This window comes from Pseudomonas sp. SLBN-26 (genome assembly GCF_006715895.1).
Taxonomy (GTDB): Bacteria; Pseudomonadota; Gammaproteobacteria; order Pseudomonadales; family Pseudomonadaceae; genus Metapseudomonas; species Metapseudomonas otitidis.
In genome coordinates this window covers 2366168-2389366 of the sequence record NZ_VFOB01000001.1, presented here as the reverse complement: position 1 = coordinate 2389366, position 23199 = coordinate 2366168, and the positions used below count along the sequence as shown (strand labels likewise).

The window sequence follows — 23199 nt, the reverse complement described above, 5'->3', positions numbered from 1 at the left end:
GGCAACAACGAGGCAGAGACACGACAACATGACCTGTCCGCAACCCCAGATCCGCCTGACTCCCATCACCACCGGCCCCGCGCCGCGCAATCCGCGCATCCTGCTCAGCGGTGCCAACCAACCCAAGTTGCTGCGTTACCTCGACGGCTGGCCGAAGCGCTGGAACGGGTCACGCAACCTGCTCATCCAGTTCGCCCTCGACGCCCAGGCCATGCAGCGCTACGCCCGGGACAGTTTCGACATGGCGGTGGTCCAGGCGCCTTGCGCGGAAGACCTCGAGGAACTGGTTCACGAGCTGGTCCGGGTCGCCCGCCAGGGACTGATCACCCGCCGCTGATTCAGGGGTACTCGATCTCCACCAGGTACCAGGTCTTCTCGCCGGTGGGCGTGTTGACCCGGACCTCGGCGTCCAGCGGCTTGCCCACCAGGGCGCGGGCCAGCGGCGAATCGATGCTGATGAGGTTCTGCTTCAGGTCCAGCTCGTCCGGCCCGACGATGCGGTAGCGGGCCTGTTCGCCGTCCTCGTCTTCCAGGGTGACCCAGGCACCGAAGTACACCTTGCCCGGGTCCGCCGGGCGCTCGCGTACCACCTTGAGGTTTTCCAGGCGCTTGGTGAGGAAGCGCACGCGGCTGTCGATCTCCCGCAGCATCTTCTTGCCGTAGGTGTATTCGGCGTTCTCGGAGCGGTCGCCCTGGGCGGCGGCCTCGCTGACGGCCTGGGTCACCTTGGGCCGGCGCACGTGCCAGAGCTCATGCAGTTCGGCGCGCAGGCGGGCTTCGCCTTCCGGGGTGATCAGCGGGGTGCCGGCGGTACGAGGGGGGCGGTAGCGGCTCATGGGGCAGGGGTGTCTCCGGGAACGGGCCGCCGAGTCTAGCAAGGGCTCGGCGGCCACGGCAGGGTCAGCCTTCGCGCAGTACCTGGAGCGGGCTGGCCGTCAGGGCGCGGCGCGTGCCCAGCAGGCCTGCGCTGCCGACCAGCAGGGCGCCGATGACCGGTAGGAGCAGCAGCCAGGGGTGTGGCTTCCAGTCCAGGTTGAAGGCGTAGGTATAAAGGAGGGCGCTGACCAGTTCGCAACCCAGTGCCGCCAGCAGGCCGCTGCAGGCGCCGAGCAGGGCGAACTCGCGGCGCCGGGCCTGTTGCAGCAGGCGCCGCTCGGCCCCCAGGGCCCGCAGCAGCGCGCCCTGGCGCAGGCGCTCGTCGAGGGTGGACTGCAGGCCGGCGAAGAGCACTGCCAGGCCTGCGGCGAGCACGAACAGCAGGACGAACTCCACCGCCACCGTCACCTGGGCGAGGATGCTGCGCAGCTGCTTGAGGATGGCTTCCACCTCCAGCAGGGTGACGGCCGGGAAGTCCCGCGCCAGCTGCACCAGTTCGCGGTCGTGACCCGGCGGCAGGTAGAAGCTGGTGAGGTAGGTGGTGGGCAGGTCGGCCAGGGAGCCGGGGGCGAAGATCATGAAGAAGTTGGGCTGGAAGTTGTCCCAGTCGACGGTGCGCAGGCTGGTGATGCGTACTTCCCGTTCCATGCCGCCGACCACGAAGCCGAGCCGATCGCCCAGCTTGAGGCCGAGATTGGTGGCGAGCTTGGCCTCCACCGAGACACCGGGCAGCTCGCCGGGCGCTGCCTCGTCCCACCACTGGCCGGCGCTGAGGCTGTTGCCCGGCGGCAGCTCGGCGGACCAGGTGAGGCTGAGGTCGCGCTGAAGGGCGCGCTCGCCCTGGGAGTCCTCGGTGGCGTGCTCGCTGGCGGGCTGGCCGTTGATGCGGGTGAGGCGCCCCGGGATCACCGGGTAGAGCGGCGCGGCATGGGGGGAGAGGGCCTGGATGCGCTGGTCGAAGGCGTCCTTGTCGGCGGGCAGGACGTTGAGGACGAAGTAGTTCGGGGCGTTTTCCGGCAGCTGGTCCTGCCAGGTGTCCAGCAGTTCGCCACGCAGCAGGGCGACCAGGGCCATGGCCAGCAGGATCAGGCCGAAGGCGAGCGACTGGCCGGCGGCGGCCAGCGGGTGGCGCAGCAGCTGGCCCAGCCCGAGGCGCCAGGGCAGGGCGGCGCGGGCGAGGGCTCGGCGCAGGGCATTGAGCCCCAGCAGCATGAGGCCACCCAGCAGCAGGGTGGCGAGCAGCCCGCCGCCGAGCAGGGCGAGGGTCAGTTTCAGGTCCAGGCTCAGGCGCCACATGATCAGCCCGAGGGCGAGGATGGCTGCGCCGTAGACCAGCCAGGCGCTGGGCGGTACGGGGAGCAGGTCCCGGCGCAGCACTCGCAGCGGTGGTACGCGGCCGAGTGCGGCCAGGGGCGGCAGGGCGAAGCCGGCGAGGGCCACCAGGCCGGTGGCGATCCCCGCCAGGGCTGGAATGAAACCGCCGGATGGGACTTCCGCGGGCAGCAGTTCCCGCAGCAGGTGGAACAGGCCCAGTTGAGCAAGCCAGCCGAGCAGGGCGCCCACGAGGCTGGCGGCCAGGCCCAGGATGGCCAGCTGCAGGGCATACAGGGTGAGTGCTTCGCGGCGGGACAGGCCGAGGCAGCGCAGCAAGGCGCTGGCGTCGAAGCGCCGGGCGGCGAAACGGGCGGCGGAGAGGGCGACCGCTACACCCGCGAGCAGCACGGCGGCGAGGCTGGCGAGGTTGAGGTAGCGCTCGGCGCGGGAGAGGGCGCCGCCGACCTGGCGGTTGCCGTCGCGTGCATCTTCGATGCGCTGGTTGGCGGCGAGGGTGGGCTCCAGGGCGGCACGGTAGCGTGCCAGGGCTTCGGCCGGGCCGCTCCACAGTTCCCGGTAGCGGACGCGGCTGCCGGGCTGTACCACGCCGGTGGCATCAAGGTCGGCCAGGTTCATCATCAGGCGCGGGGTGAGGCTGTAGAAGTCGCCGGCGCGGTCGGGTTCGTAGGTGAGTACGCGGGTCAGGCGCAGGGTCTTCTGGCCGACGTCGACGCTGTCGCCAGGCTTGATGTCGAGGGCGGTGAACAGGCGTGATTCGGCCCAGGCTTCACCCGGCGCGGGGCCGGCACCAGCCTGCTCTTCACCGTAGGGTTGGGCGGCGCTGCGCAGTTCGCCGCGCAGGGGGTAGCTGCCGTTCACGGCCTTGACGCTGGCGAGCTGGATGCCGTTGTCGCCGGCGATCACGCTGGAAAATTCGACGGCGCTTGCATGGCGCAGGCCGAAGCGGGTGCCGACCTCCACCTGTTCGGCGCTGGCGGGGGAGGAGCCGCTGAGCAGCAGGTCGGCACCGAGGAATTCGGTGGCGCGCAGCAACATTGCGCCGTTGAGGCGGGCGCCGAAGTAGCCGATGGCACTGCTGGCGGCCACGGCGACCAGCAGGGCGAAGAACAGCACGCGCAGTTCGCCGGCGCGGGCGTCCCGCAGCAGTTGGCGCAGGGCCAGTGCGAACAGGCGCGAGAGTGGCAGGCCTCCCTTCATCGCCATCAGGGTTCCACCCGGTCGATCAGGTGGCCTGCTTCCAGGCGGATCAGGCGCTGGCAGCGATGGGCCAGGCGTTCGTCGTGGGTGACCAGCACCAGGGTGGTGCCGCGCTCCTGGTTCATTTCGAAGAGCAGGTCGGTGATGCGCTCGCCGGTGTGGCTGTCGAGGTTGCCGGTGGGCTCGTCGGCGAAGAGCACGTCCGGCTCGGCGGCGAAGGCGCGGGCCAGGGCAACGCGCTGCTGCTCACCGCCGGACAGTTGGCGGGGGTAGTGGGTCAGCCGCTGGCCGAGGCCGACCCGTTCGAGCAGGCTGCGGGCGCGCTGGCGGGCATCACGGTGGCCTTCCAGTTCGAGGGGCAGCATGACGTTCTCGAGGGCGTTGAGGCTGTCCAGCAACTGGAAGGACTGGAACACGAAGCCGACATGCTCGGCCCGCACGCGGGCGCGCTCGTCTTCGTCCAGCCGCGAGAGGTGGTGACCGGCCAGGGTGACTTCTCCGGCGCTGGGCAGGTCGAGCCCGGCCAGCAGGCCGAGGAGGGTGGATTTGCCCGAGCCGGAGCTGCCGACGATGGCCAGGCTGTCGCCTTGCGCGAGGTCCAGGTTGAGCCCCTGGAGGATGGTCAGTTCACCTTCCGCGCTGGGGACCACTTTGCTAAGGTGCCGCGCATTGAGAATGCTTGGGCTCATGGAGAATCCGATGCGTGCTGGGTGGATGGGCTGCTGCCTGGGGCTGTTGCTGCTGGCGCAGGAGGCTGCGGCGGGGACCGTGCTGGTCGTCGGGGATAGTATCAGCGCCGCTTTGGGGCTGGAAACCAGCCAGGGCTGGGTCTCCCTGCTGCAGAAAAAGCTCGATTCCGAGCGTATCGATCACCGTGTGGTGAACGCGTCCATCAGCGGCGACACCAGTGCTGGCGGGGCTGCGCGGCTGCCTGCGCTGCTGGGCGAGCACAAGCCGGAAGTGGTGATCATCGAGCTGGGTGGCAACGATGGCTTGCGTGGCCAACCCCCTGCGCAATTGCAACAGAATCTTGCCTCGATGGTTGAGCAGTCCCGGCAGGTGGGCGCCAAGGTGCTGGTGCTGGGGATGCGCCTGCCGCCCAACTATGGCAAGCGCTACACCGACGCGTTCGCTCGTGTGTTCAGTGACGTGGCCAAGGAACAGCAGGTGCCGCTGGTGCCGTTCTTTCTCGAGGGCGTCGGAGGCGTGGAGGGCATGATGCAGGCCGACGGTATCCATCCGGCTGCCGGTGCCCAGCCAAAGCTGCTGGAAAACGTCTGGCCGTCGCTCCAGCCGCTGCTTTGAGGCTTTTCCGAGACGGGGCTTTCGGCTAATGTTGCGCACCCGCTCCGGAGTCCCCCATGCCTCGCCCCGCCTGGTCCCTGCACGCCTATAAGCTGATCGAGCCAGACGAGCAGCTCGACCTGTTCGCCTGCCGTGAGGTCCGCCTGCATCTGGTGGCGCGCCAGCTCGAGTTGGGGGGCTACGCCGACCGTACGTTGTGCGGCGGGCTGCTGCCGGCCATGCCCCGTTGGTGCGAGGTGGGCCGCAGCCTTCTGCAGGACCGCCGGTTGTGCCCGTTCTGCAAGCAGGAACTCGAGGCGCAGCGCGATGGCAAGCGGCCGGAGTGGCCTGACAGCTAGCCTCCCGGCTGCTGGCGGGCCGGTGTACAATCCGCCACTCATTTTTCAACCCTCAGCCAAGGATTCCCGGATGTTGTCGCGCGTTCCCGCCGTCGCCCGTACCCTGTCTCTGGCCGCCGCTGTGCTGGCCGGTAACGCCGCAGCACTGGAGCTGCCCCTGCCGCCCCCCGGGGAGGATATCGTTGGCCAGGTCCAGGTGATCAAGGCCAAGTACGAGGACACCTTCGCCGACATCGGCGTGGCCAATGACCTGGGCTACCTGGAGATGGTCGCGGCCAACCCCGGCGTTGATCCCTGGCTGCCGGGCGAAGGCGCCGAGATCATCCTGCCGACCCGCTTCATCCTGCCGCCGGGGCCGCGCGAGGGGATCGTGATCAACCTCGCCGAGTACCGGATGTACTACTTCCCGAAAGGGCAGAACGTGGTGCACACCTATCCGCTGGGCATTGGCCGGGAAGGCTGGGGTTCGCCTATCAGCACCACCAAGATCACGGCCAAGACGCCGAATCCGGCCTGGTACCCGCCCAAGTCGATCCGTGAAGAGCACGCTGCCGATGGCGACCCGCTTCCGACCGTGGTGCCTGCGGGCCCGAACAACCCCCTCGGTCCGTTCAAGTTCACCCTGGGCCTGCCGGGTTACCTGATCCACGGCTCCAACAAGAAGTTCGGCATCGGGATGCGCGTCAGCCACGGCTGCTTCCGCATGCTCAACAACAACGTGCTGGAACTGGCCAAGATGGCGCCGGTGGGCACGCCGGTGCGGGTGATCAACGAGCCGTACAAGTTCGGTGTCAGCGGCGGGAAGATCTACCTGGAGGCCCACGCACCGCTGGACGACCATGGCGATCCGTCCGTGGTCGACAAGCACACTGCGGTGATCAATGCGCTGCTCAAGCGCGAGGACCTGGTCAACACCATCCGCCTGGACTGGGATGTGGTGCGTGAGGTGGTGGCGGCCGAAGACGGCCTGCCGGTGGAGATCGCCGAGCCTTCGACGTCGGTTGCTGCCAGCGCTACGCCCGCACTCTGATCGCATCCAGAAGACCCGCCTCCCATTCGGGTGGCGGGTTTTTTATTGCCCGCGACTTTGTGCAGGCAATAAAAAACCGACCCAGTTGCCTGGGTCGGTTTCAGGTAAAAGCCTTGTGGGCTATTACTTGCGGCTGGCTTTTTCCAGCATGCGCAGAGCGCGCTCGTTAGCCTCGTCAGCGGTCTGCTGGGCTTTCTGAGCGGCGGCCAGAGCTTCGTCAGCCTTGCGGTAGGCTTCGTCAGCACGGGCTTGAGCACGAGCAGCTGCGTCTTCGGTAGCGGTCAGACGAGCTTCGGTTTCTTTGGAGGCGCTGCTGCAACCGGTGGCCAGAACAGCAGCCAGAGCCAGAGCAGAGAATTTCAGAACGTTGTTCATCGTGTTCCCCTTTAAGGTGGACATTTCCATTAAAAGCAATTCCCCGAGCGTGGGAAATTAGCCGGCGTACATACTACCCATAACTTGTAGTAAGTAAACTGACGGGGCGCAAGGCGGACACTTTTTTTTCACCTTGGCTGCCTTTTTACCCCACTGGCCACGGGCGCTTGAGCAAAAAACGACCAGAAAGCCGCTGTTCACCACAAGCGAAGTTCAAATTCTAGCTGCTGTATGCGGCATTGAGCTGTTGAGCGGGCTGCAATGGGTTATCGATAAGTTGAATTGACCTGTCAGCGCCGGACAGCAAGTTGCCGTCACCCGTACTCTTCAGTGAACTTCTTCACGTAATGGAAAAGTGTTTGTACCGCCATCGTGGGGCGGATGGTGGCACCTTGGGCGCACTGATAAGCTCGTCGCATTTTTACCGCCTCAAGGATGGCGTCATGGCAAAACTTCTCAAGTGGGCGGTGCTGGGCGTTCTTGCGCTGGCCGTGCTGATCAAGGGTTCTTTGTGGCTCTCCGTGCGTTCCATCATGAACGAGGCGGTCACCAAGCTCTCGCCGGTCATGGACATCAGCTACGGCGGCATCACGTCGTCGTTCGACGGCCGTGTCGGGCTGGAGAACGTCACGATCCGCGTTCCTGCCCTGGGGGACAGCCTGCAGGTGCAACACGCGCAGCTGCGCTTCAACGGGCTCCGTGAGCTGCTGAGCTTCAAGGAGCGTCTGGAGGAGGGCAAGCTGCCCAAGCAGATGTCCGTCGAGCTCAAGGGGCTGCAACTGGCAGTCCATGGCCCGTTCATGCAGCAGCTCTATGACGCGCCGGCCGAGCGCAGCATCTTCACTGCAATGAGTGAGGTTGCATGCGGCAAGGTGAGTCACATCGGCACCAACGAGTTGCTGGACATGGGTTACCGGACGTTCGAGACCGATGCCCAGTTCTCGTACCAGCTGGAGGAGGGTGCCAAGCGCCTGACCTTCAACCTCAAGGCCGATACCCGCGACATGGGGGATACCCGTCTCAGCCTGTCCCTGATCAACATGCCGGACAACCCGGGTGACCTGCGGGTAAACCCGCCGCGCGTCTCCAGCGTGGTGTTCGAGCTGAACGACAACCAGTACCAGCGCAAGGTGCAGGACTTCTGTGCCGGCAAGCTGGGCCAGTCACGCGAGGCCTACCTCAAGACGGCGGTGGAGCAGTTCGACCGCAACCTGCGGGCCCAGCGTGTCGCGCTCGAGCCTGCCGTGCTGGAGGCCTACGGCCGTTACCTGAACGATCCCCAGGCACTGCGCCTGGAGCTGAGCCCGAGCGAGGGCATGGCCTGGGAAGGCCTGGAGTTCTTCGAGCCGAAGGATGTGATCGGCATGCTGCGCCCGGTGGTGCTGGTCAACCAGCAGGCTGTCCAGCCGATCGCCTTCTCCTGGGTCGATACCACCAAGCGACCGGAGATGAAGGGCAACGAGCGGGTGTCCGCCGAGGTCGAAAAAGATGAAAACGCTGGTGCCTCGCCGCGCTACGAGTTCGTCCAAGTCTCCGATCTGGCGGGATACAAGGGTAAACGCCTGCAATTCATCACCTACGATGGCGCCTATTACCAAGGTGTATTACACAAGGTGGAGAACGGTAAGGCGTTTCTCAGTGTCCAATTTGGGTCCGGCTCGGCTGAAATGTTCCTTCGGCTCGAAAAGATAGATAAGGTACGGGTGATGTTCTAAACCCGCAGAGGAGTTGCGATGAGCGAGGCGTTGTCCATCCATCATGACCAGGCAGGTCATCAGTTCGAGACCACCGTGGATGGTCACCGTGCTTACCTGGCCTATATGGATCTCGGCAAGCAGACCCTGGATATCTACAGGACCTTCGTGCCGAACGCGCTGCGCGGACGTGGCATTGCTGCGGCGCTGACCGAGAAGGCGCTGAGCTTTGCCGAAGACCAGGGTTACACCGTGATTCCCTCATGCTCCTATGTGGAGCGCTATATCGAACGCCGCCAGCGCCACGCTCCGAAGGAGTGAAGACGCTGAAACGAAAACGCCGGGCAATGCCCGGCGTTTTCGTTTCAGCAGCAGCCCTTTCAGCTGCGCTTGCGCTTGGGCAGCACGTCCTTGAGCTTGGCATGCATGGAGCGCAGGGTCTTCTCGGTGGTGTCCCAGTCGATGCAGGCATCGGTGATGGAGACGCCGTACTGCAGCTGGTTGAGGTCCTTGGGAATGGATTGGGCACCCCAGCCCAGGTGGCTTTCCACCATCAGGCCGACGATGGAGTTGTTGCCCTCGAGGATCTGGTTGGCGACGTTGTCCATCACCAGCGGTTGCAGCGATGGGTCCTTGTTGGAGTTGGCATGGCTGCAGTCGACCATGATGTTCGGCTTGATGCTGGCCTTGGTCAGGGCTTGCTCGCAGACGGCGACGCTGACCGAGTCATAGTTCGGCTTGCCGTTGCCTCCACGCAATACCACGTGGCCATAGGCGTTGCCTTTGGTGGTGACGATGGAGACGCCGCCTTCCTGGTTGATGCCGAGGAAACGATGCGGGCTCGACACCGACTGCAGGGCGTTGATGGCCACGGTCAGGCTGCCGTCGGTGCCGTTCTTGAAGCCCACGGCCGAAGACAGCCCGGAAGCCATCTCGCGGTGGGTCTGGGATTCGGTGGTGCGAGCGCCGATGGCCGACCAGCTGATCAGGTCCTGCAGGTACTGCGGGGAGATCGGGTCCAGGGCTTCGGTGGCAGTCGGTAGGCCTTTCTCGGCCAGGTCACGCAGGAGCTGACGACCGATGTGCAGGCCGTCCTGGATCTTGAAGGAGTCATCCAGGTAGGGGTCGTTGATCAGGCCTTTCCAGCCGACGGTGGTGCGGGGCTTCTCGAAGTACACGCGCATGACCAGGAACAGCGTGTCGGAGACCTCGGCAGCCAGGCCCTTGAGGCGGTCGGCGTATTCGTGAGCGGCCTTGATGTCGTGGATGGAGCAGGGCCCCACGACCACGAACAGGCGGTGGTCCTTGCCGTCGAGGATGTCACGGACCACCTGGCGGCCATGGGCGACGGTTTGCAGGGCGGCGTCCGTCAGGGGGATTTCGCGTTTCAGCTGCGCCGGGGTGATCAGGGTCTCGTTGGAGGCAACGTTCAGGTCGTCGAGCGGTAAATCAGCCATGGTGCTAGTCATTGGAATTCAGTCGTCGGGTCACGGGTGCTTGACCGCCACCATCCCCCGAGCGGCGGAGCACGGCATTGAAGGCGTGGCAGGGACGCGGAACCTTAACGCTTTAGGCAGTGGCTAGACAATGGCGCCAAGGTCGCAATTGGACGGAAGCGGTCAGTTCAGGCTGGCGGCCGAGAACTCGGTGGCATGCTGGGCAATCCACTCCTCGGCGATCTGCTCGATGGGCTGCGTTTCGCCCGACTCCGCCTCGCGCTGCTTGCGGTAGGCCTCGATCTGGCAGACCTGCTCCACCATGCGCGCGCGAAACAAGGACTCCTCGTCGGTGAAGCAGATGCCGACGAGGTAGTCGTCCGGCTGCTTGCGGCACCAGGCCACGACCCCTGGGCAGCTGGCTTGCTCACCCAGCAGGGGGATTCGCAGCTCGATTGCCGTGCCTTTGCGGAAGCCCTTCGTGGAGTTGCACGCCACCCCGCCGAGGCTGATATTGTGCAGCCGCTGTCGCGGCAGGAAGTTGTGCTTGCGCAGAACCAGTTCGACCGGCAGGTCGCTGGGGTGACGCAGGAATCGGCGCATATGAGTACTCCCTTGTGCCAGTGGTCTGGCCCGGTTGGAGGATGCGGCTTGCATGAAATCGAGTTGAGCGACTTCGACGCTGATCAGCGTCTGCTCAGTCTGCCCGGAACCTCCCTGCTGATATTCACCAGCATAGGCTGTGCCAGTTGCCGGTGGGCGCGCCGTCATCTGCCCAGCCTCGACCTGGCCGTCGACCGATTGTGCTGGATAGACGCTGCCGATAATGGTGGCCTGGTCCAGCGCTACGAGGTATTCCACCTTCCCGCCCTGTTCCTGGTGCGGGATGGCCAATTTCTTGGCGCCCTGCACAGTACGTTGCGGGACGCTGACCTGAACGAGAACCTGGCGGCTGCCCACCAGCGCCAGGCTGAGGAGCTGCCCTGATGAGTTCGACCCCATCCCCCCGCATCGGCATCATCGGCACCGGCGCCATTGGTGGTTTCTACGGGCTACTGCTTGCCCGCGCCGGATTCGATGTGCATTTCCTCCTTCGCAGTGAATACGAGACCGTGAGCCGCCAGGGGCTGCGCCTGTCCAGTGCCGTTCATGGCGAACTGGCGCTGCACCCGGTGAATGCCTACCGGGATGCGGCGGCGATGCCCCCGTGCGACTGGCTGCTGGTGGGGGCGAAGACCACCAGCAATGCCGAGCTGGCACCGTTGATCAGCCAGATCGCTGCGCCGGGCGCCCGGGTGGTGCTGTTGCAGAACGGCCTTGGGGTGGAGGAGGCATTGCGCCCCCTGCTGCCCGCGCACCTCAACCTGCTGGGCGGGCTCTGTTACATCTGCGTCCACCGCGAGGCCCCGGGGCACGTGGTGCACCAGTCCCTGGGGGCCGTGAACCTCGGCTACCACAGCGGGCCCGCGACCGATGCCGCCGAGCGCATGGCCCTTCTCGAGGAGGGGGTGGCCTTCTTCAGGGCTGCCGGGCTGGACTCCACCGCCATGCCCAGCCTTGAACAGGCGCGCTGGCAGAAGTTGGTGTGGAACGTTCCCTACAATGGCCTTTCCGTTGTGCTCAATGCGGGCACTACCGCGTTGATGGGCAACCCGGACAGCCGCGCGCTGATCCAGGCGTTGATGCAGGAAGTGGTGGAGGGCGCCGTGGCCTGCGGGCACACCCTGCCGGAGGGCTTTGCCGGCAAGTTGCTGGCCTCGACGGACCGCATGCCCGACTACCTGCCCAGCATGTACCACGACCATGTGCAGCGGCGACCTCTTGAACTCGAGGCCATCTATGCGGCCCCCCTGGCTGCTGCGGAAGCAGCGGGGTGTGACCTCCCGCGAATCCGGGCGCTTTACCAGGCGCTGCGTTTCATCGATGCCCGCAATCGCACCGAGTGAGCCGCCAGGATGAGCGCGCTGAACGACAAGCTGGTGCTGGCGATTTCCTCCCGGGCACTGTTCGACCTCGATGAGAGCCATCGCGTCTACGAGTCGGAAGGAATCGAAGCCTATCGCCAGTACCAGATCGAACATGAGGACGAACTGCTGGAGCCGGGTGATGCCTTTCCCCTGGTGCACAAGCTGCTGGCCCTCAATGAGCAGCTCGGCCAGGCGCGGGTAGAGGTGATCCTGGTCTCGCGCAACAGCGCCGACACCGGCCTGCGGGCGTTCAACTCGATCCAGAAGCACGGCCTGGCGATTTCCCGAGCGGCGTTCTCCGGTGGTCGCAGCCCCGGGCCTTACCTGAAGGCCTTTGGCTGCCACCTGTTCCTCTCCACCCACGTGGAGGACGTCCGGGTGGCGTTGCAGGCAGGTTTTGCCGCGGCGACCATTCTCCCCGGCGCGCCACGCAGGGCGTCCAGCAGCGAGTTGCGCATTGCCTTCGATGGCGACGCCGTGCTGTTCGCCGATGACGCTGAGCGCGTCTACCAGTCCGGCGGGCTAGCTGCATTCCAGGCCCACGAGCGTGAGGCAGCGTTGAGGCCGCTGGACGGTGGGCCGTTCAAACCCTTCCTCTCGGCGCTCAACCAGTTGCAGCGCGAATTGCCCGTGGATGGCTGCCCGATTCGTACCGCGCTGGTCACCGCGCGCTCCGCTCCGGCCCATGAGCGGGTGATCCGTACCCTGCGCGACTGGGACATCCGCCTGGACGAGTCGTTCTTCCTGGGCGGGCTCGAGAAGTCCGCTATTCTCGACGCCTTTGGCGCCGATGTATTCTTCGACGACCAGGCCGGCCATTGCGAGAAAGCCCGCGAAGTGGTCGCCACCGGGCATGTACCGCATGGCGTGAGCAACGAGCCGAAGATCTGACTAAGCTGATGCGAGGCCCGCCAAGCAGGCAGTAGGAGGCCTCATGATTCGCTCGATCCTCTATGCGACCGACCTCGGGTTGTACTCGCCCTATGTCCTTCAACATGCCCTTTCCCTCGCCAAGGCCCACAGGGCCGAACTCTACGTGGTGCACGCGGTGGAGCCCCTCGGGCTGTTCGCCGAATCCGTCCTGCAGACATACCTGGACGAGACCTTGCTAAAGGAGTTGCGTGCCCAGGGCCTGGGCACGGTGATGGCCAGCATCGAACAGCGGGTTCTCGAGGGTTTTCGTGACGAGATCGGCGATGCGGAGAATGAGCTGAGCCTGATCAAGGCCGTCCGGGTGGTGCAGGGGGACCCGCCGCAGATGATTCTCGAGGAGGCCCAGAAACTTGGCGTCGATCTGCTGGTCGTAGGCAGTCACAGTCACGGCGCTGCGCTCGAGACGCCCCTCGGTCGTACCGCCTCCCGTCTGGTGCAGCTCTCCGAGGTGCCGGTCTACCTGGTTCCGATGCTTCAGCACCGCGGGCGGGGCGAGTTCTGAGACGCCGACGAAAGAGCGTGCAGGAAATAAAAAAACGTCTAGTTTTAACCCTCAAACCATTAATATGGTTATAAAAGGTCACCGACCACCTACGCGTCGCCATCTGCTCTGAGGGACATCTATGAAGCTTCAGCAACTGCGCTACATCTGGGAGGTGGCGCACCACGACCTGAACGTCTCAGCCACCGCGCAGAGCCTCTATACCTCGCAGCCGGGTATCAGCAAGCAGATCCGCCTGCTCGAAGACGAGCTGGGTGTCGAGGTCTTCGCCCGCAGCGGCAAGCACCTGACCCGCGTGACACCCGCCGGGGAGCGGATCATCAACACGGCCGGCGAGATCCTCCGCAAGGTCGAAAGCATCAAGCAGATCGCCCAGGAGTTCTCCAACGAGAAGAAGGGCACCCTCTCCATCGCCACCACCCACACCCAGGCGCGCTATGCGCTGCCGCCGGTGATCAGCAGCTTCATCCGCCAGTACCCCGATGTGTCTCTGCACATGCACCAGGGCACCCCGATGCAGATCGCCGAGATGGCCGCCGATGGTACTGTCGATTTCGCCATTGCCACCGAAGCCCTGGAGCTGTTCGGCGACCTGGTGATGATGCCCTGCTACCGCTGGAACCGCTGCGTGATCGTGCCCCAGGGCCACCCCCTGGCCAAGCTGCCGAAGCTGACCCTGGAAGCCCTGGCGGAGCATCCCATCGTCACCTACGTATTCGGGTTCACCGGGCGCTCCAAGCTGGACGAAGCCTTCAGCCACCGCGGCCTCACGCCCAAGGTGGTGTTCACCGCGGCTGACGCGGACGTGATCAAGACCTACGTGCGCCTGGGCCTGGGCGTCGGCATCGTGGCGAAGATGGCGGTCGATGCGAAACTGGACAGCGACCTGGTGGTGCTGGACGCCAGCGAACTGTTCGAGTCCAGCGTGACCAAGATCGGTTTCCGCCGTGGCACCTTCCTGCGCGGCTTCATGTGCGACTTCATCGAGAAGTTCGCTCCCCACCTGACCCGCGAGATGCTCGCCAAGGCCGTGCAGTGCCACAACAAGGTGGAGCTGGACGAACTGTTCCAGGACGTCGAGCTGCCCACCTACTGATTCGCCCCCATCAACGAACAAGCCCGGCAATCGCCGGGCTTGTTCGTTTCAGCCTGCCTCCAGGACCTCATGGAGAAATTCGTGGAAGACGGTGTAGACACGCTCTTGGCCGTCGTCCGTTCGCACCACGAAGAAGGGGGCGCTGTCCACGCCGTAGAGCTGCGCCGCGATCCAGCCCGGGCCGGCAGGGTCGCGCTCGTCCGCCACCAGGGTGCGGTCGATGCGCGACAGGTGGTTGCCCCGTTCCAGCAACCGCATCACATCCTTGCACTTGGCACAGGCCGCTCCATCGGCCAGGACCTTGGTCACCAGGGTGATGCGCATCCTGTCACTCCCTGGCGATCAGGTTGCCGGCGTGCAGCCCGCATTCCTTCTGGGTGGCTTCCTCCCACCACCAGCGGCCTTCGCGCTCATGCTGGTTGGGCAGCACCGGGCGGGTGCAGGGCTCGCAGCCGATGCTGATGAAGCCGCGCTCGTGCAGCGGGTTGTAGGGGATCTCCAGCATGCGGATGTAGGCCCAGACCTCTTCGCTGCTCATCTGTGCCAGGGGGTTGAACTTGTAGAGAGGCTTCTCCGGCGTGGAGAAGGCACCGTCCACTTCCACGGCAGCCACCTTGCTGCGGGTGCCGGGGCTCTGGTCGCGGCGCTGGCCGGTGGCCCAGGCGCTGACGCCCGAGAGCTTGCGTCGCAGCGGCGCGATCTTGCGGATGCCGCAGCATTCCTCGTGGCCGTCCTTGTAGAAGCTGAACAGACCCTTCTCACGGACGAAGGGCTCCAGCTTGGCGGCGTCGGGGGAGAGCACCTCGATGGCGATGCCGTAGTGTTCGCGGACCTTGTCGATGAAGCGGTAGGTCTCCGGGTGCAGGCGGCCGGTATCCAGGCTGAACACCTTCACGTTCTTGTTCAGCTTCCAGGCCATGTCCACCAGGACCACGTCCTCGGCGCCGCTGAACGAGATCCACAGGTCGTCGCCGAACTGCTCGAAGGCGAACTTGAGGATTTCCTGGGGGGATTTGCTGGCGTAGGACGCAGCAATATCGGTGACGTCGAAGGGATGGCTCATCAGGCGGACTTCCTACTGGCTACGGCGCTACGCGCTCTGTGGCGGCGGATGGTAGCAAAAGCCATTTATGCGCCTAAATAACCATACGAAAGGTGGACTGCCTGTTTCGGGTATAAGGCCCGCGTTGCGTGCCTGACGAGGGAAAGGCTAGAGTGCCGCCTCCTTTACAAGCCAATAACGGGGAAATGCTCGTGGAAATCGCCTGTCTCGACCTTGAAGGTGTGCTGGTTCCTGAAATCTGGATCGCCTTCGCCGAAAAAACCGGAATCGAAGCGCTCAAGGCCACCACCCGCGACATCCCCGACTACGACGTGTTGATGAAGCAGCGCCTGCGCATCCTCGACGAGCACGGCCTGAAGCTGTCCGACATCCAGGAAGTGATCGCCACCCTCAAGCCGCTGGACGGCGCGGTGGAGTTCGTCGACTGGCTGCGCGAGCGCTTCCAGGTGGTCATCCTTTCCGACACCTTCTACGAGTTCTCCCAGCCGCTGATGCGTCAGCTGGGCTTCCCGACCCTGCTGTGCCACCGCCTGATCACCGACGAGACCGACCGCGTCGTCGGCTACCAGCTGCGCCAGAAGGACCCGAAGCGTCAGTCCGTGATCGCCTTCAAGAGCCTCTACTACCGCGTGATCGCCGCCGGCGACTCGTACAACGACACCACCATGCTCTCCGAGGCCCATGCCGGCATCCTCTTCCATGCCCCGGAGAACGTCATCCGCGAGTTCCCGCAGTTCCCGGCGGTGCACACCTACGAGGACCTCAAGCGCGAGTTCCTCAAGGCGTCCAACCGCCCGCTGAGCCTCTGAGCCCAGCCATGAAAAAGCCCGCGAAAGCGGGCTTTTCTGTCTCTGGCCCCTGGCCTACAGCGCTTCCAGGGTACGCAGCAGGACCTGGACCTTGGTGATCGACTCGCGGTATTCCGCCTGCCAGTCCGAGTCGGCCACGATGCCGCCGCCGCCCCAGCAGCTCACCTGGCCGTCCTTCACCAGCAGGGTGCGGATGGCGATGGAGCTGTCCATCTCCCCCCGCACGTCCAGGTACAGCAGCGAGCCGCAGTAGATCGAGCGGCGCGTCGGCTCCAGCTCATCGATGATCTCCATCGCGCGGATCTTCGGCGCCCCGGTGATGGAGCCGCCGGGGAAGCTGCCCGCCAGCAGGTCCAGCGCGTCCTTGCCTTCGGCCAGCTCGCCGCGAACGGCGCTGACCAGGTGATGGACGTTGGGGTAGCTCTCCAGCGCGAACAGCTCCGGCACCCTCACGCTGCCGATGCGGCAGCTGCGCCCGAGGTCGTTGCGCAGGAGGTCGACGATCATCAGGTTCTCCGCGCGGTCCTTCGGGCTGCCAAGCAGGTCGTCGGCCTGTGCCATGTCCTCGTCCGGGGTCAGGCCGCGCGGGCGTGTGCCCTTGATCGGGCGGGTCTCCACCTGGCCCTGGCTCAAGCGGATGAAGCGTTCGGGGGACAGGCTGACGATCGCACCGGCTTCCAGCGCCAGGTAGCCCGAGAAGGGCGTCGGACAGGCGCCGCGCAGCGCCAGGTAGGCGCCCCAAGGGTCGCCGTCACAGGGGGCCTGGAAGCGTTGGGTGAAGTTCACCTGGTAGCAGTCCCCGGCGCGGATGTAGGCCAGGATGCGTTCGATGCCCCGACGGTAATCCGCCTCGCTGATGCTGCCCGCGAAGGGTGCCTTGAGGCGGAAGGCGCCTGCTGGCTGCGCTGTCGGCTCGCTCAGCAATTGGATCAGCAGAGTGCGTTCGTCATCGGCGAGTGCAGGGTGGAAGACCAGTTGGCTGGTGCGCCGCTCATGGTCGCTCACCAGTGCCCAGGCATACAGGCCCAGTCGGGCGTCGGGCAGCGCCAGGTCGTCCTGGGCCTGTGCAGGCAGGCACTCCAGGCGGCGGCCGAAGTCATAGGCGAAATAGCCGATCAATCCGCCCGTGAATGGCAGCTCCACGCCGTCCGGCGCTTCGCAGCGCCCCAACTGGCGTAGCGCCGTGCGGAGGCGATCAGCGAAGTCGTTGGCCGATTCGTCGTCGCCCGGCGCAAGTTCTGCCAATGGCCAGGCGCTGAATAGGTCATAGCGTCCACGGCTGGCGCCGGGTCGCCCCGCGTCCAGCAGCACCGCCCCGGGTGCATGGCGGATGCGTGAGAAGCGCATTCCCGGGTCTTCGTGATAGGGCAGGGGGTGTACGAGACAGTTGGGCATAGGACAAGGCAAGCAGGGCGACAGCGGATTCTAGGGAAACTCTGAAAAAGTTCCAATTTTGCCTTGTAGCCGTCCCGGACACGGCATGCTTGCCAGGGTGAAACGGACATTTTCAAGACCGCCTCAGGTACGGCTGTAGAGTCGATGCTAGAGCGATTTCCCAAGTTTACGCAGGAAATGCATTCTGATAATTATGGACAGGTCCCGCGGGGGGTACCCCCCGTCCCACAATGATAAAGACACAGGGATACAGGCCGTGGATGCAGTTCTCGACCCCGCAGCCGGCAGTTTCTTGCGCTCGCAAACGATGACGCCCCAGGCGTCTGCCGGCCATTTGCCACGACCGCAGATCCAGGCGGCCATGGCGGCATACCCTCAAGCTCGACTGCTGCTGTTCTCGGCTCCGGCCGGTTTCGGCAAGAGCACCGCCCTGGCTTCGCTTGCCGAACAACGTCGGCAGGCCGGCAGCCTTGTGGCCTGGCTCTCGCTGGGCAGCGAGGACGACGATCCCGCGCGTTTCTTCCTGAAGCTCAGCCATGCGCTGGACGAGGCGGTGCCCGGCCTGGCCGATCCTGCCCGCGCCTTCCTGCAGAACACCATGCAAGTGCCCGTCGCAGCGGTGCTGGAGAGCCTGCTGGTGGGGCTTTCCGCCCTCGACCAGCCGCTGCTGCTGGTGCTGGACGACCTGCACCTGGTCACCGATGCCGAAATTTTCAATGCCCTGAGTCGATTGGTGAAGCTGGCGCCACCGGGTTTCAGCCTGGCCATTGGCAGCCGCTCCCTGCCGCCGATGAACCTGGCCACCCTGCGGGCCAAGGGCTGGTTGCTGGAGGTGGGGCTGGACGAATTGCGCCTGACCGAGGACGAGACCCGCGCCTACCTGGAGCGCAGTGGCGTCGTGTTGGACGACGCCACCCTGTCCGCACTGCACCAGCGCACCGAGGGCTGGATGATCGGCGTGCACCTGGCCAGCCTCTGGCTGCGCCACCAGCCTCAGGCCGCCGAGCAGGTGCAGACCCTGGGTGCCGACCAGGCCGCCGTGGGTGACTACCTGCTCACCTCCGTGTTCGAGCAGCTGCCTGCCGACCTGCAGGAAGCCCTGCTGGCCCTGGGTATCGCCAGCCAGCTCAGTGGCGACCTGGCCAATACCCTCACCGGGCGCAGCGATGGCCAGGCCCTGCTGGAGCGGCTGGAGACCATGCAGCTGTTCCTCCTGCCCCTGGACCGCGAGCGCCAGTGGTACCGCTTCCACCACCTGTTCGCCGACTTCCTCCGGGGCCGGCTGCGCGCCCGCGACCCGGACCGCTTCCAGCAGCTGCACTTCAACGCCAGCCTGTGGTTCACCAACCACCACATGCAGAACCTCGCCATCGAGCACGCCTGCCTGGCCGAGGACCCCGAGATGCTCGCGGCCCTGGTGGATGGCTGCGGCCTGGAGCTGATCAACCGCGGCCAGCTCAACCAGATCTACCGCTGGCGCCAGCAGGTGCCGGACGACATCGCCGCGCGCTACCCTACCCTGGTGCTGGCCGACGTGTGGAACCGCGCCACCGAACTGGCGCTGCCCGAAGCCAACCAGATGCTCGATGACCTGCTCGCCCGCTGGGGCGGGGAGGGCGGCCAGGCTCCCCTCAGCGACAAATACCTGGCAGCCCTGGCGGTCAAGGCGGCCATCGCCTTGCAGAAGGACGACCTCGACCTGTGCGTGACCCTGGCGCGCAAGGTCGAAGGCCACCTGGGCCAGAACGAGGCCTTCCTCGAAGTGGCCATGCTGGTCATCGGCGCCCTGGCGCTGTCGATCCTCGCCCAGCCCGACCAGGCCCGCCGCTTGCTGGCCTTGGCGCAGCAACGCAATCACTTCCTCGAAGGGCGCTACCTCGACATGCAACTGGGCAACGTCGAGGTGCTGCTTGCCCTGGAGCAGGGCCAGGTCAAGCAGGCACAGCTGCTCCACGAGCAGATGCGCGCGCGCCTGGTGCCGCTGTTCGACGAGCGCTCCCGTGCCCTGGCCCTGCCCGCCATCATCGAAGCGCTGATCGCCTACCACCAGGGCCGCCTGGACGGCCTGGAGGAGCGCCTGCGCTGGGCCCTCGGGCATGTCGACGTGATCAAGCCGATCGACATCTACGCCCAGGGCATGCTGTTCCTCGCCCGTGTCCAGCGCATGCAGGACCGCTCCAAGGAGGCCCAGGCCACCCTGGTGCTGATGCAGAACCTCGCCGCCCGCAACCAGTCCTGGCGCTTCTATGCCCAGGCGGTGGCCGACGAGGTGACGCTGATCCTCCAGGAGCCGGCCACCGACCGCATCAAGCGCGCCGAGCAGCGCCTCAAGACCGTGGACTGGGACAAGCTCGCCGCCGACTACGTCCGCCGTGGCTTCAACCCGGTGCTCTGGACCCAGGGCCTGCTGCGGGTACGCCTGCAGCAGGCGCGGGGGCACTACAGCGAGGCACTGCACGAAATCAACCAGCTGCGCGCCCAGCTGCTGCCCGGCTGGCACGGCCTGCAGCGCTTGCGGCTCGACCTGCTGGCAGCGCTGAGCTACCAGCGCCTCGGCTACCAGGAGCGCGCCCACAGCCTGCTGGTGCAATGCCTGCTGAGTGCCGAGCGCGAAGGCATCCGCAGCCTGTTCGTCGAAGAGGGCGACGCCATCCGCTTGCTGCTGCAACAGCTGGAGGCAGCCGAGCGCCAGCCCTCCCTGCAGGGCTTCATCCGCGAATTGCTGGCCATCTGGCCGGGGCAGGACGTACGCAAGGCCCAGGACGTGCTGGAGGAGGGGCTGACCGAGCGTGAGCGCGAGGTCGTGCTGCTGGCCGCCGAAGGGCTTTCCAACGAGGAGATCGGCCAGCAGCTCTCGCTGGCCCTGGGGACCGTCAAATGGCACCTGCACAACATCTACGAGAAGCTCAAGGTGCGCAATCGCACCCAGGCCATCCGTCGGGCCCGGGAACTGGGGCTGCTGCAGTGAGCAGCGTCAGCCAGCCGTTCCACCTGCTGCGCACCAAGCTCTACCCGCCGGAAGTCGGCGGGCAGCCGCGCCTGCCGCGCCAGGCGTTGATCGACCGCCTGTGGGAGGCGCGCGAGCGCCGCGTGCTGGTGCTCAGCGCGCCGGCCGGCTTCGGCAAGAGCACCGTGCTCAGCCTGTTCCGCGAGGCCCTGCAGCGCGAGGGCGCGCGGGTCGCCTGGCTCTCCTGCGACGAGTCGGACAGCGAGCCGCAGCGCCTGCTGCAGTACCTGGTGGCTGCCGTCGAGGCGGTGACCCCCGGTTTCGGCGCCAACACCGCCGGCCTGCTCTGTGGTGAGGTGAACTGGCCGGTGGAGGCCATCATCGACGCCTTCGTCAGCGACCTGCAGCGCCTGGAGGGCGAGCTGTACCTGATGCTCGACGACTTCCACCGCATCCGCCACGCCAGCCTGGAGCAGGGCGCCCGCCACCTGGTGGAGCGCCTGCCCCGCAACGTGCACCTGATCAGCAGCACCCGCTTCACCCCGCGCAGCCTGTTCGTCGAGAACGAAGCCTTCATGCTCCAGGCCGAGGACCTGCGCCTGTCCCTGGAGGAGACCGAAGCCTACTTCCGTGACGTGCGCCCGCTGGAACTCAGCCGCAGCGAGCTCAAGCAGCTGCACGCACGCACCGAGGGCTGGATCACCGCCCTGCACCTGGCCAGCCTGGCGCTGGCGCGGCATCCCGATCGCGCGGCCTTCCTCGCCAGCCTCAGCGGCACCGAGCGCAACATCGCCGACTACCTGGCTGAGGACGTGGTCAACAGCCTGCCGGTGACCTTGCAGCAGTTCCTTGACCAGACCTCGGTGCTGGACGAATTCTGTGCCGACCTGTGCAACGCCCTGACCGGCCGGCGTGACGGCCTGGACATGCTGATGCGCCTGCAGCGCGAGCAGCTCTTCGTCATCGCCCTGGACGAGCAGGGCGAGTGGTTCCGCTACCACCACCTGTTCGCCGAGTTCCTCCAGGGGCGCCTGGCGCGACACGGCGACAGCGCGACCCTGCTGCATGCCGCCGCCCGCTGGTGCGAGGGGCACGACCTGCCTGACCGCGCCATCAAGTACGCCTTGCGCGGGCGTGACTTCGGTTTCGCTGCCGAGTTGCTGGAGCGCCAGGGCGCACGGCTCATCGCCGGCAACCGGGTCTACGGCATCCTCTCCATGCTCAAGGACGTGCCGGCGGAGGTGATCCGCGAGCACCCGGTATTCCAGATCTTCTACGCCTGGCAACTGGCCTTCGAGCAGAAGTTCGCCGAGTCCGAGGCGCTGATCGAGGAAGTCAGCACGCGCCTGCTGCAAGGGCGCGGCAAGGTCATCCACTTCGGGCTCGGCGAGCTGCTGGCCGCGTCCCAGGTGCTCAAGGCCCTGGTGCTGCTCTACCAGGACAAGCTGGAAGCCTGCCTCAAGGTGGCCCGCCAGTGGCTGGCCATGGTGCCGGACAACCAGCCGGTGTTCCGCGCCAGCCTCGCCTGCGTACAGGCGGCGGCCTATGCGTTGCTGGGGGAGTTCGGTGATGCCGCCGGCTCCATTGCCGCAGCGCGGGAGTGCCTGCGCCTGGTGGACAGCGAATACCTGCACGTCATGACCAGCCTGATCGAGTCGCTGATCTGCAAGGAGAGTGGCGAACTGGAGCGTGGGCGCTCCATCGCCGAAGTCGCCCGGGGTCGTGTCGAGCGCGTGTTCGGCCGCCGCAGCCGGGTCGGCGGGCCACTGGTGCTGGCCTACGCCGACCTGCTCTACGAACAGGACCGCCACGCCGCCGTGCTGGCCGAACTGCCCCTGGCCACCACCTGGCGCGACGTGGCTACGCCGGTGGAGCTGATCAGCCGTGGTCAGTTGGTGATGGCGCGGGCGCGGTTCTTCGCCGGTGAGTCGGAGCTGGCTCTCAATCAACTGGACGACTGGCTCGCTGGGCTTCAGGGCCCTGGCTACGAGCGGGTCTTTGCCCACGGCATGAGCTGCAAGGTGCAGTTCCTGCTCTGGTTGCGCCGGCCCAACGAGGCCGAGCGGGTCTGCCTGCAGCTGGAACGCCACCTGGCGCCGTTGTCCCAGGCCCGTTATGCCGACGCCCATACGGTGTTGGCGCTCTCCCAGGCACGGCTCGCCCTCAGTGAGCGCCGGCCGGAGAAGGCCCAGTCCGTGCTGGAGGCCTGCCTGGCGCGGCAGGGCGCGGAACACCAGCGTGACCGCCGCCTGCGCCTGTCGCTGTTACTTTCCGTGGCGTACTGGCGCAAGGGTAACAGCGACAAGGCATTCGCCCTGTTCCAGCCCGTGCTGGAAGAGGCCTGGAACCGGGGCTACCGGCGCCTGTTCCAGGACGACGCGCTCTGGTTGCTGCCGTTGTGGGAGGCCTGGCGTGCTGCCGAGCCCAAGCGGGCCGGGGTCTGGCAGGGGTTGGCCGACAACCTGCGCGAGCAGTGCCGCCGCCTCAACGTCGATCCGGAGACCTTCGACGACAACCAGGACATCAGCCACCGGGAGCGGGAGATCCTCCGTTTCGTGGCGGCCGGCTTGTCGAACCGTGACATCGCCCAGGCGGTTCACCTCTCCGAAGCCACCATCAAGTGGCATTTGCACAACCTGTTCGCCAAGTTGGGCGTGCGCAGCCGCACCCAGGCGGTACTCAAGGGCAAGAGCCTGGGCCTGCTCAGCGAGGCCTGATGAGATCAATGCGGTAGCGACTCGCCATCCTCCATCCCTTGGATGGGCTGGCAGCCGGGCAGGCGCTCGGTAACGTGGAATCAGGTCGGGGCACCCTTTGTGCTCCGAGTCCAAAGCGGGAGCGCATAGGGAAGCAGCGCCTGCTACGGAGATCGGCCAGGCCGATCCAACTGTCGCCGATGAG

Annotated in this window: 23 protein-coding genes; 14 read left to right on the top strand and 9 right to left on the bottom strand. The window is 66.0% G+C overall.

Going from position 1 to position 23199, the window contains the following annotated elements; all coding sequences use genetic code 11:
• Window positions 1-28 precede the first annotated feature (28 nt).
• Window positions 29-337 (top strand): hypothetical protein, encoded by a 309-nt coding sequence (locus FBY21_RS10900; protein ID WP_044401509.1) that lies wholly within the window; start codon window positions 29-31, stop codon window positions 335-337.
• Between the two features lies 1 nt (window position 338).
• Here FBY21_RS10900 and greB read toward each other — a convergent pair whose 3' ends face one another.
• The 3 genes from greB to FBY21_RS10885 form a co-directional block, all read right to left on the bottom strand.
• On the bottom strand, window positions 339-836 hold the full coding sequence (gene greB, locus FBY21_RS10895) for a transcription elongation factor GreB (protein ID WP_044401512.1): 498 nt from the start codon (window positions 834-836) through the stop codon (window positions 339-341).
• Window positions 837-900: 64 nt separating this feature from the next.
• Complete coding sequence (locus FBY21_RS10890; RefSeq protein ID WP_409563813.1) at window positions 901-3408, bottom strand: ABC transporter permease; 2508 nt, start codon at window positions 3406-3408, stop codon at window positions 901-903.
• 5 nt (window positions 3409-3413) lie between these two features.
• A complete protein-coding gene (locus FBY21_RS10885; RefSeq protein ID WP_142010935.1) occupies window positions 3414-4097 on the bottom strand; it encodes an ABC transporter ATP-binding protein in 684 nt (227 codons plus the stop codon).
• 10 nt (window positions 4098-4107) lie between these two features.
• Between FBY21_RS10885 and FBY21_RS10880 the strand changes: the two genes are divergently transcribed.
• The 3 genes from FBY21_RS10880 (at window position 4108) to FBY21_RS10870 (ending at window position 6081) form a co-directional block, all read left to right on the top strand.
• A complete protein-coding gene (locus FBY21_RS10880; RefSeq protein ID WP_107328951.1) occupies window positions 4108-4713 on the top strand; it encodes an arylesterase in 606 nt (201 codons plus the stop codon).
• Window positions 4714-4769: 56 nt separating this feature from the next.
• Complete coding sequence (locus tag FBY21_RS10875; protein WP_044401521.1) at window positions 4770-5051, top strand: hypothetical protein; 282 nt, start codon at window positions 4770-4772, stop codon at window positions 5049-5051.
• 70 nt (window positions 5052-5121) lie between these two features.
• Window positions 5122-6081: a L,D-transpeptidase family protein gene (locus tag FBY21_RS10870; protein ID WP_044401524.1), complete on the top strand. Its 960-nt coding sequence runs from the start codon at window positions 5122-5124 to the stop codon at window positions 6079-6081.
• A gap of 123 nt (window positions 6082-6204) precedes the next feature.
• Here the strand turns inward: FBY21_RS10870 and oprI are convergent, their stop codons facing one another.
• Entirely contained in the window at window positions 6205-6456 is a 252-nt protein-coding gene (gene oprI, locus FBY21_RS10865; protein ID WP_011335311.1) for an outer membrane lipoprotei OprI, read from the bottom strand.
• 443 nt (window positions 6457-6899) lie between these two features.
• Between oprI and FBY21_RS10860 the strand changes: the two genes are divergently transcribed.
• Complete coding sequence (locus FBY21_RS10860) at window positions 6900-8171, top strand: hypothetical protein (RefSeq protein ID WP_142010932.1); 1272 nt, start codon at window positions 6900-6902, stop codon at window positions 8169-8171.
• An 18-nt stretch (window positions 8172-8189) separates the two neighbouring features.
• Window positions 8190-8471 (top strand): GNAT family N-acetyltransferase, encoded by a 282-nt coding sequence (locus tag FBY21_RS10855; RefSeq protein WP_044401548.1) that lies wholly within the window; start codon window positions 8190-8192, stop codon window positions 8469-8471.
• 59 nt (window positions 8472-8530) lie between these two features.
• Here FBY21_RS10855 and FBY21_RS10850 read toward each other — a convergent pair whose 3' ends face one another.
• On the bottom strand, window positions 8531-9607 hold the full coding sequence (locus FBY21_RS10850) for a 3-deoxy-7-phosphoheptulonate synthase (protein ID WP_044401551.1): 1077 nt from the start codon (window positions 9605-9607) through the stop codon (window positions 8531-8533).
• A gap of 162 nt (window positions 9608-9769) precedes the next feature.
• On the bottom strand, window positions 9770-10189 hold the full coding sequence (locus tag FBY21_RS10845; protein ID WP_142010930.1) for a PilZ domain-containing protein: 420 nt from the start codon (window positions 10187-10189) through the stop codon (window positions 9770-9772).
• Here FBY21_RS10845 and FBY21_RS29940 point away from each other — a divergent pair, their 5' ends adjacent.
• The 5 genes from FBY21_RS29940 to cysB all read left to right on the top strand — a co-directional run bounded on the left by FBY21_RS29940 (window position 10190) and on the right by cysB (window position 14084).
• On the top strand, window positions 10190-10573 hold the full coding sequence (locus FBY21_RS29940; RefSeq protein ID WP_107328953.1) for a thioredoxin: 384 nt from the start codon (window positions 10190-10192) through the stop codon (window positions 10571-10573).
• On the top strand, window positions 10573-11532 hold the full coding sequence (locus FBY21_RS10835; protein ID WP_142010927.1) for a putative 2-dehydropantoate 2-reductase: 960 nt from the start codon (window positions 10573-10575) through the stop codon (window positions 11530-11532). Before FBY21_RS29940 ends, FBY21_RS10835 begins: the two co-directional genes overlap by 1 nt.
• Before the next feature lie 9 nt (window positions 11533-11541).
• On the top strand, window positions 11542-12444 hold the full coding sequence (locus FBY21_RS10830) for a 5'-nucleotidase (protein ID WP_044401563.1): 903 nt from the start codon (window positions 11542-11544) through the stop codon (window positions 12442-12444).
• Between the two features lie 43 nt (window positions 12445-12487).
• Entirely contained in the window at window positions 12488-12988 is a 501-nt protein-coding gene (locus FBY21_RS10825) for a universal stress protein (protein WP_044401565.1), read from the top strand.
• A gap of 121 nt (window positions 12989-13109) precedes the next feature.
• Entirely contained in the window at window positions 13110-14084 is a 975-nt protein-coding gene (cysB, locus tag FBY21_RS10820; RefSeq protein ID WP_044401568.1) for an HTH-type transcriptional regulator CysB, read from the top strand.
• Window positions 14085-14132: 48 nt separating this feature from the next.
• Here the strand turns inward: cysB and FBY21_RS10815 are convergent, their stop codons facing one another.
• Window positions 14133-14408 (bottom strand): hypothetical protein, encoded by a 276-nt coding sequence (locus FBY21_RS10815; RefSeq protein ID WP_142010925.1) that lies wholly within the window; start codon window positions 14406-14408, stop codon window positions 14133-14135.
• Between the two features lie 4 nt (window positions 14409-14412).
• Window positions 14413-15147, bottom strand: a complete 735-nt coding sequence (locus FBY21_RS10810; RefSeq protein WP_074968774.1) for a phosphoadenylyl-sulfate reductase — start codon at window positions 15145-15147, stop codon at window positions 14413-14415.
• 191 nt (window positions 15148-15338) lie between these two features.
• On the opposite strand from FBY21_RS10810, the gene thrH reads away from it, so the two are divergent.
• The gene (gene thrH, locus FBY21_RS10805) at window positions 15339-15956 is read left to right on the top strand and encodes a bifunctional phosphoserine phosphatase/homoserine phosphotransferase ThrH (RefSeq protein WP_044402055.1); all 618 of its coding nucleotides are present in this window, start codon (window positions 15339-15341) and stop codon (window positions 15954-15956) included.
• A 54-nt stretch (window positions 15957-16010) separates the two neighbouring features.
• Here thrH and pabB read toward each other — a convergent pair whose 3' ends face one another.
• Window positions 16011-17351, bottom strand: a complete 1341-nt coding sequence (gene pabB, locus FBY21_RS10800) for an aminodeoxychorismate synthase component I (protein ID WP_142010922.1) — start codon at window positions 17349-17351, stop codon at window positions 16011-16013.
• 256 nt (window positions 17352-17607) lie between these two features.
• Here pabB and FBY21_RS10795 point away from each other — a divergent pair, with 256 nt between their 5' ends.
• Window positions 17608-20319: a LuxR C-terminal-related transcriptional regulator gene (locus FBY21_RS10795; RefSeq protein ID WP_253543710.1), complete on the top strand. Its 2712-nt coding sequence runs from the start codon at window positions 17608-17610 to the stop codon at window positions 20317-20319.
• The gene (locus FBY21_RS10790) at window positions 20316-23015 is read left to right on the top strand and encodes a helix-turn-helix transcriptional regulator (protein WP_377743062.1); all 2700 of its coding nucleotides are present in this window, start codon (window positions 20316-20318) and stop codon (window positions 23013-23015) included. The genes FBY21_RS10795 and FBY21_RS10790 overlap by 4 nt, the downstream gene beginning before the upstream one ends.
• Window positions 23016-23199 lie beyond the last annotated feature (184 nt).